The 15191-nt window shown below is 74.8% G+C and carries 11 protein-coding genes; 6 read left to right on the forward strand and 5 right to left on the reverse strand.

The genetic code is table 11. The annotated features are described in order from the left end of the window. The 3 genes from pstC to ACN4JJ_RS14445 all read right to left on the reverse strand — a co-directional run bounded on the left by pstC (window position 1) and on the right by ACN4JJ_RS14445 (window position 4877). Complete coding sequence (gene pstC / locus ACN4JJ_RS14435) at window positions 1-1161, reverse strand: phosphate ABC transporter permease subunit PstC (protein ID WP_440710580.1); 1161 nt, start codon at window positions 1159-1161, stop codon at window positions 1-3. Between the two features lie 247 nt (window positions 1162-1408). Then, window positions 1409-3928 carry a serine/threonine-protein kinase gene (locus ACN4JJ_RS14440; protein ID WP_440710581.1) on the reverse strand — a complete coding sequence of 840 codons (2520 nt, stop codon included), beginning with the start codon at window positions 3926-3928 and terminating at the stop codon, window positions 1409-1411. Further along, the gene (locus ACN4JJ_RS14445; protein ID WP_440710582.1) at window positions 3921-4877 is read right to left on the reverse strand and encodes a lytic transglycosylase domain-containing protein; all 957 of its coding nucleotides are present in this window, start codon (window positions 4875-4877) and stop codon (window positions 3921-3923) included. The genes ACN4JJ_RS14440 and ACN4JJ_RS14445 overlap by 8 nt, the downstream gene beginning before the upstream one ends. A gap of 192 nt (window positions 4878-5069) precedes the next feature. On the opposite strand from ACN4JJ_RS14445, the gene ACN4JJ_RS14450 reads away from it, so the two are divergent. Next, window positions 5070-5879 carry an ABC transporter ATP-binding protein gene (locus ACN4JJ_RS14450; protein ID WP_440710583.1) on the forward strand — a complete coding sequence of 270 codons (810 nt, stop codon included), beginning with the start codon at window positions 5070-5072 and terminating at the stop codon, window positions 5877-5879. Window positions 5880-6160: 281 nt separating this feature from the next. Here the strand turns inward: ACN4JJ_RS14450 and ACN4JJ_RS14455 are convergent, their stop codons facing one another. Then, window positions 6161-7228, reverse strand: a complete 1068-nt coding sequence (locus ACN4JJ_RS14455) for an oxygenase MpaB family protein (RefSeq protein ID WP_440710584.1) — start codon at window positions 7226-7228, stop codon at window positions 6161-6163. Between the two features lie 95 nt (window positions 7229-7323). Between ACN4JJ_RS14455 and ACN4JJ_RS14460 the strand changes: the two genes are divergently transcribed. Continuing rightward, a complete protein-coding gene (locus ACN4JJ_RS14460; RefSeq protein ID WP_440710585.1) occupies window positions 7324-9336 on the forward strand; it encodes an FAD-dependent monooxygenase in 2013 nt (670 codons plus the stop codon). Window positions 9337-9699: 363 nt separating this feature from the next. Here the strand turns inward: ACN4JJ_RS14460 and ACN4JJ_RS14465 are convergent, their stop codons facing one another. Next, window positions 9700-11577 carry a cellulase family glycosylhydrolase gene (locus tag ACN4JJ_RS14465; RefSeq protein ID WP_440710586.1) on the reverse strand — a complete coding sequence of 626 codons (1878 nt, stop codon included), beginning with the start codon at window positions 11575-11577 and terminating at the stop codon, window positions 9700-9702. Between the two features lie 125 nt (window positions 11578-11702). Here ACN4JJ_RS14465 and ACN4JJ_RS14470 point away from each other — a divergent pair, with 125 nt between their 5' ends. From ACN4JJ_RS14470 to ACN4JJ_RS14485, 4 genes are all read left to right on the forward strand, one after another. Then, window positions 11703-12359 carry an HAD family hydrolase gene (locus tag ACN4JJ_RS14470; protein ID WP_440710587.1) on the forward strand — a complete coding sequence of 219 codons (657 nt, stop codon included), beginning with the start codon at window positions 11703-11705 and terminating at the stop codon, window positions 12357-12359. A gap of 62 nt (window positions 12360-12421) precedes the next feature. Continuing rightward, complete coding sequence (locus ACN4JJ_RS14475) at window positions 12422-13189, forward strand: class I SAM-dependent methyltransferase (RefSeq protein WP_440710588.1); 768 nt, start codon at window positions 12422-12424, stop codon at window positions 13187-13189. Between the two features lie 10 nt (window positions 13190-13199). Beyond that, a complete protein-coding gene (locus tag ACN4JJ_RS14480; protein ID WP_440710589.1) occupies window positions 13200-13565 on the forward strand; it encodes a hypothetical protein in 366 nt (121 codons plus the stop codon). A 200-nt stretch (window positions 13566-13765) separates the two neighbouring features. Next, entirely contained in the window at window positions 13766-15154 is a 1389-nt protein-coding gene (locus ACN4JJ_RS14485; RefSeq protein ID WP_440710834.1) for an MFS transporter, read from the forward strand. Window positions 15155-15191 lie beyond the last annotated feature (37 nt).

A 15191-nucleotide genomic window follows, 5' to 3' on the forward strand; every position in this document is an offset into this window, starting at 1 on the left:
TCAGAGGCTCTCTGCGCCGGAGCGCGACCGGGCCACGATCGACGAGGCCGTGAAGTTCACGACGAGCGTGATGAGGAAGAGCACCAGGCCCGCGGCCATCAGCGCCGAGAGGCCGAACTCGCTCGCCTCGCCGTAGCGCAGGGCGATCAGGGCCGAGACCGAGTTGGTGCCGGTCTTCAGCAGCTGCCAGTTGATGGTGAACAGGGGCGAGATGATCATGTAGACGGCGATCGTCTCGCCGAGCGCGCGGCCGAGGCCGAGCATGGTGCCGCCGATGATGCCGCCGCGGCCGAAGGGCAGCACGACCGTGCGGATCATGCCCCAGCGGGTGGCGCCGAGGGCGAAGGCGCCCTCGCGCTCGCCGATGGGGGCCTGCGAGAAGGCCTCGCGCATCACGGAGGCCTGGGTGGGTACCACCATCAGGCCCACCACGATGCCGGCGATGAAGGCGGAGCTGGTGAAGGCGCTGGCCTCGGTGAGCACCGCGCCGTCTTCGCCGGTGACCGCGAAGATCGGGATCCAGCCGAAGTACCGCGAGATCCACTCGGCGACCGGGATGATGGCGGCTTGCAGGAAGAACACGCCCCAGAGGCCGAAGACGATGCTCGGCACGGCGGCCATCAGGTCGACCAGGCTCACCAGGAACGAGCGGAGCTTTCCGCGCACCACCTCGGAGAGCAGCAGGGCGGTGCCGAGGGCGAGCGGGAAGCCGACGCAGAGAGCGATCAGCGCGATCGTCACCGTGCCGAAGAGCACGGCCGCGATGCCGAAGGTCTGGGTCTCGGGCGACCACTGCTGCTCGAACAGGAAGCCGATGCCCGCCACCGAGAGCGCGGAGCCGGCGCGGATGGAGAGGAAGAGGCCGACCGCCAGCATGATGCCGACCGTGGTGGCGCCGGCGGCGAAGGCCACCGTCTGGAACACGGTGTCGGAGGTCGAACGGCGAGACGCCAGTGAGCGAGGCCGCGGCGCACCGCTCCCGTCCCCCTCATCCGTCCCGCCGCCCGAACCTCCCGCGCCGCCCGCACCTGCGGCGCGATCGCCCTCGTGTCCGGCGTTCTCTTCGCCGGACCCGGCGATGACCTCGGTGCGCTCGAAGCCGTCGAATCCGTCTTCCAGGAAGACGTCGTCGATCGTCTGGAAGACGTCTTCATCCCTCACGAGCCCTGCACCATGCGCTGATTCTCAGCGGGCCGGATGAACGGTCGGAGTCTGCGGGATGACGGCGACGTAGCCGGGATGTGGCGGGGCGAGCGCCGGGTTCACGGGGCGTCCCCCGTTCGCGGGTGGGGGTGCCGTTCGGCGGGGTGCTCGTCCGGAAACCTCGGCAGGGTGCTCGTCCGGAACGCCCGGCGGGGTGGCCGTCCGGAACGCCCGGCGGGGTGGCCGTCCGGAACGGAGGAGTGCGTCAGCGGGGGCCGGCGGCGGGGGTGGGGGCCGGTGCCGGCGGGGTGGCGGTTGAGGTGGGGGTGGGAACCGCGGTGGCTGTGGGGGTCGGCGTGGGGTCGGGGGTCGCCGCGGGCAGCGGGCTCGCGACCACGATCGTGACCGTGCTGCCGAGCCGGGCGACGGTGCCGTGGGCCGGCAGGGTCTGCAGCACCGTGCCGGGCGGGGCCGCATCCGCTCGGCTGGTGACGACCACGTCGAAGCCCGCGGTGCGGATGCTCGTCACGGCGTCGTCCTGCGCGGCGCCTTCCACGGTGGGCACGGCGTTCGACCCCGAGGCGACCGTGAGGTCGACGACCGCGCCGGGCGCCACGGTGGTGCCGGCGGCCGGGCTCGTGGAGAGCACGGAGTCGGCCGCGCGGGGTGCGTTCTCGAGGGTGACGGCGCCCGCCGTGAGTCCGGCGGCGGCCAGCGCGGCGCGGGCCTCGGCGAGCGAGCCCTGCAGCACCGGCACGGGGACGAGCGCGGCGGCGGCCTGGGTGGGGGGCTGCGTGGCGGCCGTGGCGGGGGTGGTCGTCGTGGTCGGCTCGGCGGTGGGGGCGGCGGTCTGCTCGCTGCCGGCGGCGAAGGACGACGGGGGCACGCTTCCCGAGGCGAGCGCCCAGGCGCCGATGACGAGCAGGGCGACGACACCGACACCGCACCAGAGCGCGAGTGCGCCGCGCGCCAGCGGACCGCGGGGTGGGGCGGGGGTGCTGGCGGAGCCGCCGGTGGGACTGCCGTTCGTGGCGCCGCGGGCCGCGGGGTTCGCAGCGGCGCGGCTCGCAGCGGTGCGGCTCGCGGCGGGGTGGTTCGCGGCGGTGCGGCTCGCGGCGGGGTGGTTCGCGGCGGTGGAGCCGACCGCCGGGGCTCCGGATGCCGGGCTCCAGGCGGGGGTGCTCCTCGCACCGGCGTTGGCGGGGGCGCCGGCGGCGAGGGCGGCAGCGTGGGACGCGGCGGCTCGGCGGGACCGGGCCGTGGGCAGCACCTGCGTGGTGTCGTCGGGGCCCGGCGCGGATCCGGATCCGTCGACTGAGGCTGAGCCCGTGCCGGCTGCCCTGCCTGCGCCGGCTGCCCTGCCTGTGCCGGCAGTCCTGCCGGAACCGGCTGCCCCGGCGTACGAGCTGGGTGCGGGAAGCACCATCGTGCCGGAACCGCCGAGGGCCGAAGGCGATCCGGAACCCGGTGCCCGGCCGTCTCGGGCGAGGTCGTCTGCGGGGAGCGCGTCTGCTCCGGCGAGGTGGGTGGCCGCGGTGCGCACGGCCGCGCGCATGCGGGTGGCGTCGGGAAAGCGCTGGGCCGGATCCTTGAGCAGGGCCTTGACGACGAGGCGGTCGAGGGCGCGGGGCAGGCCCGGGCGCAGCACCGAGGGCACGGGTGGTGGCGCCTGGAGGTGCGCGAGCATCACCGCGCGGCGGGTGGAACGCACGAACGGCGGCCGCCCCACGAGCGCGAAGTAGAGAGTGGCGCCCAGCTGGTAGAGGTCGCCGCGCTCGTCGACGGGCTCGCCCCGGGCCTGCTCGGGCGACAGGTAGTTCACGTTGCCGACGACCCCGACGCGACGGGCACTCGCGGCGGAACTCACCCCGGGGCGCGCCTCGGCGCTCGACTCTGCGCTCGCCTCTGGGCTCGCCGCGCGGCTCGACTCGGTGGTCAAATCAGCGCTCGAAACGGTGCCCGCCACAGGGCTCGACTCAGCGCTCGAAACCGTGCCCGCCACGGGGCTCGACTCAGCGCTCGCCACGCGGCTCGACTCGGTGGTCGATTCAGCGCTCGAAACGGTGCTCGCCTCGGCGCGCGCCCAGCTGCTCTCCACAGGGCTCGACTCGGTGCTCGAGGGGATGTCGGCCCTGCCGTCGCGGCCGAGCACGTCGGTGCCGAGCGCGGCCCGGCCCGCGGCATCCGCGAGCCCGAAGTCGACCAGGCGCACGCCCGAGGGCCGGAGCACCCCGCGCGGGTCGCGCACGAGCATCACGTTGGCCGGCGAGACGTCGCGGTGCACCACCCCCGCCGCGTGCGCGAATTCCAGCGCACTCAGCACGCCGTCGGCCACGGCGAGCGCTTCGCCGATCGGCAGGCGCCCGCGCTGCTCGACCAGTTCGGCGAGGCTCGTGCCCGCCACGAGTTCGAGGGCGATCCAGGCCTGCGGGTCATCGGCAGGCGCCGCGCTGTCCCCACCAGCACCCGCGGTGTCTCCACCGGTGCCGGCGCTCGCCCCAGGGCCGCCCGCATCCGGGGCGTGCACGCCGTAGGCGAGCACCCCCACGATGTTCGGGTGCTGCAGCGCCTGCGCGGCGCGGGCCTCGCCGAAGAACGCCTCCCGGGCCGACACCGAGCGCGAGAGGTGTGGATGCAGGATCTTGAGCGCCACGGTCGTGCCCTCGCCCACGTCGACCGCAGTGAACACGGAGGCCGATCCCCCGCTGCCGAGCAGCTCGCCGAGGCGGTAGCGGCCCGAGATGAGACCGTCCGCGGCGTCGGGCCGCGCGCCGAGCTCAGCCATTCGCGGCCGTCGCGTATCCGTTCGCCGTGTCGGCGACCAGGTCGACGTAGCTCTGCACGTGGTTGTAGGCGAACACGGCGCTGCGCCAGGTGGCCGGGTCGCCGAGAGCGCCGTAGTGGCACAGGTAGCGCCCCGCGGCGAGTGCGGCGTCGTCGAGCTGCTGCGGATCCGCTCGCCCGTCCCCGTTGCCGTCGGCACCCCACTCGGCCCAGGTGCCCGGGATGAACTGCAGGGGTCCGGCCGCGCGGTCGCCCGTCGCGTCGCCGTCGAGCACTCCGCCGTCGCTGTCGGCGATCGCGTCGTACGCACCGCCGTCCAGGGCGGGTCCGAGGATGGGCGGCGCCGCCACACCGTCCGCGCCGATGGCCGAGCCGCCGTGCGTTCCGTGGCCGGACTCCACCCAGCCCAGCGCGGCGATCGTGTTCCAGCCGAGGCCGCAGCCGGGCTGCTCGGACTGCAGTGCGAGCGCTGCCCCCGCGTAGGAGACGAGGGCACGCACCGGGATACCCGTGGCCGTGGCTGTGCTCTGCGCCCATTCGGGCGAGACGAGGGTGACGGCGTTCCATGAGGTGCCGCGGCCTGCGGTCGAGGCTCCGGATGCGGTGCCCGGCCCGAGCGGGACGGCCGGGGTGACGGAGGTGGCGGGGGTGGCGGGGGTGGCGGGGGTGGCGGCATCCGCGGCCGAGCTCGGAACGGTGCTGCCGGGCGCCCCCGTTCCCGCCGTCCCCTCGCCCGACCCGGCACCGGTTGCTCCGAACGCTCCGGATGCGCCGGACCCACCCGCGGCGCCGGACCCGCCGGGCACGACCGCGCTGAACGGCGCCTCGGAGTATCCGGCCTCGGCGCTCGCCGACGGCGCGGCGGCCGCCGACAGCGCGCCGACGGCCAGCCACGCCGCCAGCGCCAGCATCCCGGCCACCATCACGCCGAATCCGATGCGGGCAGTCATGCCCGAACTGTCGCCGCCCCCCGTGACCGGCAGGCATCCGCCCCGTGAACCGCAGGTGTCCTCCGCCCGACTTCGCGTCGCCTCGCAGGTACCTCGCCGTCGTTTGGTCGCAGAAAAACGTCCAAAGACTCCTCTTTACACGCTTTTCTGCGACCCAACGAAGGCCCGAACGCGTTGCGGCAGGATGGAGGGATGGGCGCGACCACGGATGACACGGTGCTCGAACTGCGGGACGTGCGCTTCGTGCGCGGCGGCCGCGTGCTGCTGGATGCGATCTCGTTCGGGGTGCGGGCGGGCGAGCACTGGGCGCTGATCGGCCCGAACGGGGCCGGGAAGAGCACGATCCTGAGCCTGTGCGGAGCGGTGCAACATCCGACGAGCGGCGAGGTGCACGTGCTGGGGCACCGCATCGGGCGGGTCGAGCTGCAGCAGCTGCGGCGGTCGATCGGGCACGTGAATCCGCGGCATCCGATCACCTCGGCGCTGCCGATCCGCGACGTGGTGCTCACGGGAATCACCGGGACGGTCGAACGGATGCCGCACTGGGCGCCGACCGCCGACGACCTCGAGCGGGCCGACGGCTTCATCGCGCTGCTGGGTTTGGCCGGCAAGGCCGACGAACCGTGGACGACGCTGTCGCAGGGCGAGCGCGGCCGCACCCTGATCGCGCGGGCGCTGATGACCGACCCGCAGCTGCTGCTGCTCGACGAGCCCTCCACGGGCCTGGACGTCGCGGCCCGCGAGCAGCTGCTCGACACCCTCGACCTCGTGCGGGAGGCGCATCCGGAGCTCGCGTCGGTGCTCGTGACGCATCACCTCGAGGAGCTGCCGAGCAGCACCACGCACGCCCTCCTGATCGCCGAGGGCCGCATCACCGCGATCGGCCCCGCCGCCGAGGTGCTGACGACCGAGGCCGTGAGTGCGTGCTTCGCGCACCCGATCGCGATCGAGCACGCGCACGGCCGCTGGCACGCCCGCTCGGTCGCGCACGAGCGCCGGTAGCACGCGAGCGCGCCGCCTCCGCCGCCCGCGCCGCGGTCGGTCCTGGTACGGGCCCTGGCACTCGGCCGGGCCCTGGCACTGGCCCCGGCCCTGGAGCCACCCTTCCCACCACCGCGACTTGACGCTAGTTGCGCGTTTTCGCCCCGACATGACACAAGTTGTGGCAAGTCGCGGGCGGATCGACGCGGGCGCACAGGATGCGGGCAGGCCTGCAGGCGGGCGAGTCGCGGCGAGCGGGTCGCGGCGAGCGGGTCGCGGCGGGCGGGTCGCGGCGCGCGGCTTCAGGCCCGGGCGGGGGCAGGGACGTCGGCGTGGGCGTGGGCGTGCGATCGGATGCGCGCGAGGTAGTGGCGCTGCGGGGCGTGGCGGATCCGCGCGGGCAGCACCCGGTACACGGGAGCCGCCACCCGCACCAGGCGGCGGAAGCGGCGTTCGCGGGCGGGCGTCCACGAGAAGCCGTACTGAGCGCGCAGCGACTCCGGCAGCAACGCCACCGTCACGAAGCGGGCGAGCGGCATGCCCGCGCGGATGGCGAGCGGCGCGTTCTCGGCGCGCAGCAGCGTGTCGGCCACATCCTGAACCGTGGCGTCGACGTGCAGCCGCTCGAGCATCCCGCTCCAGTACGCGCGGAACGCGGCCCGATCGGCGGGCCACAGCTCCTCGGGCATCTGCAGGGCCGTGCCCAGGAGCGCGTATTCGCGGTAGACGCGTTCGGCGTCGCCGGGTGCGAGCGGTCCGTGCACGAGTTCGTACACGGTGACGGCGGTCTCGTAGAGGGTGGCAGCCACCCAGAGCTGCAGCTCGGGGTCGCGGGCGTCGTACTGCGGGTCGCCCGACGGCGATGCGTCTCCGGATGCGGCGGATCGCGTGGTTCCGGATGCGCCGGCACTCCCAGCTCCGGACGCGGCAGACGGCGCCGACCCGGTTGCAGCGGCGCACCCGACCCCGGATGCCGCGGACGGCCCAGCCCAGGGTGCAGCGGTGCTCTCGGCACGCGATGCGGCGCCGGGCCCAGCTACGGATGCAGCGTCCCCCTCCGCTGCACCGGGCGGAGCGGCGGGCGCGTCTCCCGCCGGCGCATCGCGCGGCGCACCGGCGGGCGGATTGCGCACCGGGCGGTGGGCGCGGTTCACCGCCGCGCGCATGATCCGCGCCTCCTCCTCGGTGCCGCCGGAGAGCGCGTAGATGTAGCTGAGGGTGGCGTTCAGTCGCTTCATCGGCTGCGCGGCGAAGTCGCTGTGCCGCGCGACGCCGTACCCCACCTCGGGCAGCGCGATCTGCAGCAGGATCGCTCGCCCCGCGCCCGCGAGCAGCACGCTCTCCGGAGCGATCTCGGCGAGGCTCGACATGCTCCCGACGCTAGCACCGCGGCCTGGACACCCGATGCGGGATGCCGCGATCGCAGTGGCACGCACGAAGCCCGAAGCGGTCCTACCCTGGAGGGATGACGCAGCATCCGGAGCCCTCCGCCGAGTCGCCGGAGCAGCGCGTGTGGGACGTGATCGTGGTCGGCGCCGGTCCCGCCGGCACGACGGCCGCCCGCCGCGCGGCCGAGGGCGGTGCCTCGGTGCTCCTGCTCGACCGCGCCGCCTTCCCGCGCTACAAGACCTGCGGCGGGGGGCTCCTCGGCGAATCGCTCGCGCTCATCCCGGAGGTCGCCCGCGCCACCGTCGAGTCCCGCGTGCGCGAGACGGTCTTCACCGACCGGTTCCGACGCCGTTTCGTGCTGGACCGCCCCCAGCCCTACCTGGCGATGGTGCGCCGCTCCGAGTTCGACCAGGCGCTGGCCCGCGCCGCCCAGGATGCCGGGGTGCGGTTCGCCGACGGCGTGACCGTGCGCTCGGTGACGGCGACGGATGCCGCCCCAGCACCGTCGCCCGGCGTGCCCGCCGCCCCTTCCGCGCCCACCGCCCCCGCCGCCCCCACCGCCCCCGCCGACCCCTCCGCACTCACCGCCCCCACAGGCCCCTCCGCCCCCACCGCCCCCAAGGCCCCGGGCATCGCGGCCGCCCCAGCACCGTCGCCCGGCGTGCCCGCCGCCCCTTCCGCGCCCACCGCCCCCGCCGCCCCCACCGCCCCCGCCGACCCCTCCGCACTCACCGCCCCCACAGGCCCCTCCGCCCCCACCGCCCCCAAGGCCCCGGGCATCGCGGCCGCCCCAGCACCGTCGCCCGGCGTGCCCGCCGCCCCTTCCGCGCCCACCGCCCCCCCAGGCCCCACCGCCCCTACGGCCCCGGGCATCGCGGCCGCCCCAGCACCGGCGTCCGGCGTGCCCGCCGCCCTTGCCGCGCCCACCGCCCCCACCGCCCCCACGGCCCCGGGCATCGCGGCCGCCCCAGCACCGTCGCCCGGCGTGCCCGCCGCCCCTTCCGCGCCCACCGCCCCCACAGGCCCCACCGCCCCTACGGCCCCGGGCATCGCGGCCGCCCCCTCCGCCCCCACCACCCCGGGTATCGCCGCCGACCCGGGCGGCGCGGCCGAGGCCCTCGTGACCCTCGTCACCTCGGCCGGAACCCTGCGCGCCCGCGTCGTGATCGGCGCCGACGGCACGGGCGGCCGCATCGGGCGCTACGTCGGCGTGCAGCCCGGCGGCATCGACCTCGGCCTCGAAGACGAGGTGCGGATGCCGGCCGGTGCCGCCGCGGCATCCTGGCGCGATCGCGTGCTGCTCGACTGGGGTGGCGACGCGGGCAGCTACGCCTGGGTGTTCCCGAAGCAGGACTCGCTGACCGTCGGGGTCATCCAGCGCAAAGGCGCCCCCGACCAGACGCGCGACTACCTCGCCGCCTGGCGCCGCCACCTCGGGCTGACCGAGACCGACGCCGAGACACTGCACTCCTCAGGCCACCTCACGCAGTGGCGCCGACCCGGCTCGCCGCTGCGCCGAGGCGCGGTGCTCGTCGCCGGTGATGCCGCGGGTCTGCTCGAGCCGTGGACCCGCGAGGGCATCTCCTTCGCCCTCCGCTCCGGCGCCTGGGCCGGCGAGGCCGCGGCCCGCGCGGTGGCGGCGCTGAGGTCGGACGACACGGCGACGGACGACGCGGCCACGGCCGCGGGCGCAGCGCTCCGGTCCGCCGCCTTCGACGCCGAACTCGACACCTACCGCACCCGCGTCGAAGCCGTACTGGAGCCGGAACAGGTGGCGGGAGCCCTCATCCTGAGCGCCTTCGAGCGCCACCGCGGACTCGTGCACACGCTGCTGCGCACCCCCGTCGGCGCCCGCTACTTCGTGCGCTTCTGCCGCGGCGAGACCACGCTCGCGCGGGTCGCCCGTCACCGCGCCGTTCGACGCGTCGTCCGGATGCTCGGCACCACGCCCCCGCGACGCCGCGACCGCGCGCTCCCCCCGCTGATCACGCACGCCCCACCGCGCGAACCAGCCGCGCCGTTCGACGCGTCGCCCGGATGCTCGGCACCACGCCCCCGCGACGCCGCGACCGCGCGCTCCCCCCGCTGATCACGCACGCCCCACCGCGCGAACCAGCCGCGCCGTTCGACGCGTCGTCCGGATGCTCGGCACCACGACCCCGCGACGTCGCGACCGCGCGCTCCCCCGCTGATCACGCACGCCCCACCGCGCGAACCAGCCGCGCCGTTCGACGCGTCGTCCGGATGCTCGGCACCACGCCCCCGCGACGCCGCGACCGCGCGCTCCCCCCGCTGATCACGCACGCCCCACCGCGCGAACCAGCCGCGCCGTTCGACGCGTCGTCCGGATGCTCGGCACCACGCCCCCGCGACGCCGCGACCGCGCGCTCCCCCCGCTGATCACGCACGCCCCACCGCGCGAACCAGCGGCGGCGCGCAGCAGCGGCACGCGCTAGCGCGGCACGATCGACAGCGTCGGTGCGGAAGGCGCCGCCCCGGAGGACGTGAGCTGCACGCCCGCCGTCACAGCCTGCCCGGGAGTCACGGACGCGGCCCAGTCGGCGCCCGTGCACGTCACGGTGCCCGAGGCCACCGTGCAGTCCATGCCCCAGGCGTTCACCACGCCGGTGGCGGCGGGGTCGGGCCAGGAGGCGGTCCAGCCGGCCGCCGATCCGCCGCGGTTGGACACCGTCAGCTCCGTCACGGAACCGCCCGGCCACTCGCTCTGCAGGTCCCACTCGGCCGAGAGCTCCGCGAGGGCGCCGGTCTCACCGGGCACGACGATCGGTCCGGGGTTGCGCGAGGAGGCCGATCCGGAGATCTTCGTCGGAGCGCCCGACGTGCCCGGCGTCGGCACCGGCGAGCCTGAGGGCGAGGGCGAGGGCGGCCCGACCGACGGCGAGGGCGAAGGCACCGGCGTCGCGGACGGCACCGGATCGGGCGACGGCACCGGCACCGCCGAGTGCGGCGCCACCGCGCTCCCCGCCCCCAGGAGCGGTGCGAGCGCCGCCACCTTCTCCGCCTGCGGCGTCACCCAGTCGTCTTGCACGATGCCGCCGGTGTCACCGCTGTTCGGGTTGAACGACCAGTACGAGAAGCTGATACCTGTGGTCGCCAGGTACGACACGATCGTCTCGAACCAGGCGCGATCCTGATCGCTCTGCAGCTTCGAGCCGAACTCGCCGAGCAGCACCGGCGCGATGTCTTGCTTCGCCAGGTAGCCCCAGTTCCCGTCCCACACCCCGGGCAGGTTCGCCGGGTAGTCGGCGGCCGTGAACCAGCTCTGCGCGTAGATCGACGCCGGGTAGTCGTGCGGCGAATACACCACCCGGTCGGGCACCGCCAGCGAGACCGGCGCCGAGCCGGCATCCGCGAGCCCGCCGCCCCACCAGGTGGACGAGCCGTCGCCCTGCTTCTCGACGCCCTCGACGATGATCAGCAGCTCCGGGTCGACGGCGAGCACCGCGTCGCCGGCCCGGGTCGCCGCGGCCTGCCAGTCGGTGGCCGGATCGCCGCAGCCCCAGCAGGCCTCGCCGTGCGGCTCGTTGTGCAGGTCGAACCCGATCACGGCCGGCTCGGCGGCGTAGCGGGCCGCCAGCATCCTCCAGTCGGCGATCCAGGTGGATTCGGGGTATTGCGCGGTGTACCAGAGCGCCGATTGCGCCCCCGAGTCGGGGCGGTGCCGGTCGAGGATGACGCTCAGCCCGTACGACTTCGCGGTCTGCACGACGGTGTCCATCAGCTGCAGCGGCGTGAGGTCGGCCAGGCCCGGGTTCAGGGCGGCGTTGATCGAGTTGCTGGCGGTGGCCGAGAGGCACTCGTTCGAATACGGCAGGCGGATGGTGTTGAACCCCATCGACGCGATCTGCGCCAGCCCCTGGTCGAGCGAGATCGACCACAGCCCGTGCGGGGCGCAGTTGCCCGTCTCCATGCCGAACCAGGCGATCGCCTTGATGACGTAGGGCGACCCGTCGGCCGTCTCGATGGTGGCGCCGTCGGTGTGCAGCCGGCCCGGCAGGCTCGCCGAGAGGTCGGTACCCGGTACGGCGGCTCCGGTGCCGGGTGCGGTGCCGGTGGCGGCCGGATCGGGCGCGGTCGCTCCCGGAGCCGAGGTCGAGGGGGCGTCTCCCGCCTGTCCCGAACCCGGCTGCCCCGAACCCGCCTGCCCGGAACCCGACTGCCCGATGGGGGCGTCGCTCGCGACCCCGGTGTGGCGTGGCGCGGGGATCGGCGTCGGCACCGGCGCGGCGGCCACCAGGCCCACCAGCAGCGCGAATGCGGCGGCGGCCGACGCGATGCCGCGAGCGGCGCCCCAGAGCCTGCCTGCCACCCTCGTCCTGCCTTCGTTCCCGTGGTCGTTTCCGAACCCTAACACCCTGCCGCGACATCGAGCTCCCGGCACCTGCCGCCAGGCCGGGCCGGGGCGCCGGGCCGCACGGTGGTTAGACTCGCGCTGTGCTCCTGCTGGCCGACCTGGACAACACCCTCATCGACCGGGACCGCGCGTTCCGCACCTGGGCCCGGGAGTTCGCCGCCGAGATCTCCAGCGGCGCCGGCACCGCCGCCTGCGAGGCGGCCGCCCACTGGCTGATCGAGGCCGACGCGAGCGGCTACGCCCCGCGCCCGGAACTGGCCGAACGCATCCGTGCCCGATTCGGTCTGCACGACCCCGTCGAGGCCGTGCTCGAGCGGCTGCTCCTCGGGATCCTCCCCCACATCGACTTCTACCCCGGCGTGCAGCAGCGCCTCGTCGAGCTCAAGGCCCGCGGATCGGCGCTCGTGATCGTGACCAACGGCCTCGTCCGGCAGCAGTCCCGCAAGCTCGCGCAGACCGGGCTCGACGAACTCGCCGACGCCTGCCTCATCTCCGAGGCGGTGGGCGCGAAGAAGCCCGATCCACGGATCTTCGCCCAGGCGCTTGCCGCCGCACCCCGCTCGGGCGAGGTGTGGATGATCGGCGACCACCCGGTCGCCAACATCGCGGGAGGGCGCGCCGCGGGCCTCTCGACCGCGTGGATCAGCCACGGCCGCGCCTGGCCGGAATCCTGGCGGCCCACGCTGACGGCCACCACCCCCACCGAGGCGCTCGACCTCCTCGCCGCCCGGAGCTGACGGCCCCCACCGCGATCGCACCACAGGGGCGCACCCCGGCGGCCGGTGGCACGATGGAGGGCATGTCCCGCTTCGACGACAGCAGCACCGCCCTCTCGTTCGGCAAGGCCGCGGAGGCCTACGAGCGGGGCCGCCCCGGCTACCCCGACGACGCGGTGGAGTGGATCCTGTCGCAGGCGCACACCGACGGCCGCCAGCCCGACGTGATCGACCTCGGCGCCGGCACGGGCAAGTTCACGGCCTCGCTGGCGGAGCGGCCCGCCCGGGTCACCGCCGTCGAACCCGATCCGGCCATGCGCGAACGACTCGCCGCCCGCCTTCCCACGGTGACCGCGCTCGACGGATCCGCCGAACGGATCCCCGTGGACGACGCCTCCGCCGACCTGGTCACGATGGCCCAGGCCTGGCACTGGGTCGACGTGCCGACCGCCTCCCGCGAGGTGGCCCGCGTGCTCCGCCCCGACGGTGCGCTCGCGCTGATCTGGAACGTGCGCGACGAGTCCGTCGGCTGGGTCGCCGCGCTCACCGGCGTGATCGGCGCCTCGATCGCCGAGGAGTACGAGACCGTCACCCCACCGCTCGGCGCGCCGCTCGAGCGCACCGCCCACGCCGAGTTCTCCTGGACGAACGAGCTCGATCACGACGCGCTCGTGGCCATGGTCGCTTCCCGCAGCTACGTCATAGCGATGACCGCGCCCGAGCGTGCCGAGCTCTTCGCCCGCCTCGACGACCTCCTGCGCACACATCCCGACCTCGCCGGCCGCACGAGGTTCGAGCTGCCCTACCTCACCCGGGTCACGATCGCCCGCGCCCGCTCCGGCGCGGAGTAGCATCGAAAGGGTGCCCACGATCAGCCTGCAACGCCCCGCGCGGCACACCGTGCTCCGCTCCTTCGCAGGGCACCTCAAGGGTGCTCCGGATGCCGCCTTCCGCCGCCTGGTCGAACGCCTGAGCGCCGAGACGCCCGCGGAGTCCCTGCTGGTCGACGAGGCCGCTCGCACCGCGATCGTGCAGGGCGGGTGGTGGTACCGCGGCGAGTACACGGTGCGCGACGCCGACGACGGCATGCTGATCGAGGGGACGCTGGTCGAGTACGAGATCGTGAACGTGGCCACGACCGCACACTGGGCGGGCCCGATCGCGGGCCGCTCGGCCATTCGGGATGCTCCGCGCACCTTCCAGGCCCTTCTGACGGCGATCGCGTGAGCGGCGGCACCAGCGGGAGCAGCGGCGGCGAGAGCGGCAGCAGCACCGGCGGCAGCGGCGGCGCGAGCGGCAGCGGCACCGGCGGCAGCGGCGGCAAGAGCGGCAGCGGCACCGGCGGCAGCGGCGGCGGCACCAGCGCCTCCTCCCGTCGAGACGGCGTCGGCCTCCGCTCCGAGCGCGGCCCGATCCTCGGCGCCCTCATGCTCTCCACCGGCCTGGTGGCCATCGACGCCACCATCCTCGCCACGGCCGTCCCCTCCATCGTCGACGACCTCGGTGGCTTCGCCTCGTTCCCCTGGCTGTTCTCCATCTACCTGCTCTCCCAGGCCGTCTCCGTCCCCATCTACGCCAAGCTCTCCGACAGCCTCGGCCGCAAGCCCATCATCCTGATCGGCATCGGGCTGTTCCTGGCCGGCTCGGTGCTCTGCGGCCTGGCCTGGAGCATGCCCGCCCTGATCGCCTTCCGCGCCCTGCAGGGCTTCGGCGCCGGAGCCGTGCAACCGATGGCGATCACCATCGCCGGCGACATCTACAGCGTCGTCGAGCGCGCCAAGGTGCAGGGCTACATCGCGAGCGTCTGGGCGATCTCCTCGGTGATCGGCCCCACCCTCGGCGGCGTGTTCAGCGAGTTCCTCAGCTGGCGCTTCATCTTCTTCGTCAACGTACCGCTGTGCCTCCTGGCGGGCTGGATGCTGCTGCGCCGCTTCCACGAGAAGGTCGAGCGGCAGCGGCACACCATCGACTACGCGGGTGCGGTGCTGCTCGCCGTGGGCATGAGCGCCGTCATCCTGGGTCTGCTGGAGGGTGGCCAGGCCTGGCCGTGGGCCTCCCTCCCGGGAGTCGGGGTGTTCGTGCTGGGCGGCCTCGCCCTGGTGGCGTTCGTGCTGGTGGAACGGCGGGCCGCGGAGCCGATCCTGCCGCTCTGGGTGTTCTCGAAGCGGCTGCTGCTCACCACCACCCTGCTGAGTCTCGGCATCGGCGCCATGGTCACCGGGCTCACCTCCTACGTGCCGACCTTCCTCGAGGGCGCGCTCGGCGTCACCCCGCTGCTCTCGGGGCTCGCGCTGGCCGCGCTCACGCTCGGCTGGCCGGTGAGCGCTTCGCAGTCCGGCCGCATCTACACCCGCCTCGGCTTCCGCAGCACGGTGCTGATCGGCATCGCACTGGCCGTGGGCGGCACCGTCGCGCTGGCGGTGACCGCCGGCACCCCCTCGGTGATCACGGTGGCGATCTGCTGCTTCGTGATCGGCGCCGGGTTCGGCTTCGTGGCCTCCCCCGGCATCATCGCGGCCCAGTCGAGCGTGCCCTGGAACGAACGCGGCGTGGTGACCGGCGCCAACCTGTTCGCGCGCTCGATCGGCAGCGCGGTGGGCGTGGCCGTGTTCGGCGCCATCGCGAACGGCATCCTGGCCGCCAGCACGGATGACCCGTCCGGCGGTGTGCCCGACCTCGACCTGCTGAGTCCCGAGGCCATCATCGCCGCCGCCGGCGCCGTGTTCGTGTCCGTCGCCGTCTGCGCGGTGCTCTCGATCGCGGCGGCGGTGCTGATGCCGAAGGCGCACGTGGAAGACCTCGAGTTCAGCGACTGACCCCGTCGCGGCATCCGTGCACCATCCGTGCACCGAG

It is taken from the genome of Herbiconiux dendrobii (assembly GCF_052048175.1).
Classification (GTDB): Bacteria; Actinomycetota; Actinomycetes; order Actinomycetales; family Microbacteriaceae; genus Herbiconiux.

What these genes read in the sequence shown, in the direction of transcription:
- ACN4JJ_RS14475 (WP_440710588.1), top strand. Translation starts at nt 12,422, where the DNA reads ATGTCCCGCTTCGACGACAGCAGCACCGCCCTCTCGTTCGGCAAGGCC.
- ACN4JJ_RS14445 (WP_440710582.1), bottom strand. Translation starts at nt 4,877, where the DNA reads ATGACTGCCCGCATCGGATTCGGCGTGATGGTGGCCGGGATGCTGGCG.
- ACN4JJ_RS14440 (WP_440710581.1), bottom strand. Translation starts at nt 3,928, where the DNA reads ATGGCTGAGCTCGGCGCGCGGCCCGACGCCGCGGACGGTCTCATCTCG.
- ACN4JJ_RS14485 (WP_440710834.1), top strand. Translation starts at nt 13,766, where the DNA reads ATGCTCTCCACCGGCCTGGTGGCCATCGACGCCACCATCCTCGCCACG.
- ACN4JJ_RS14460 (WP_440710585.1), top strand. Translation starts at nt 7,324, where the DNA reads ATGACGCAGCATCCGGAGCCCTCCGCCGAGTCGCCGGAGCAGCGCGTG.
- ACN4JJ_RS14450 (WP_440710583.1), top strand. Translation starts at nt 5,070, where the DNA reads ATGGGCGCGACCACGGATGACACGGTGCTCGAACTGCGGGACGTGCGC.
- ACN4JJ_RS14455 (WP_440710584.1), bottom strand. Translation starts at nt 7,228, where the DNA reads ATGTCGAGCCTCGCCGAGATCGCTCCGGAGAGCGTGCTGCTCGCGGGC.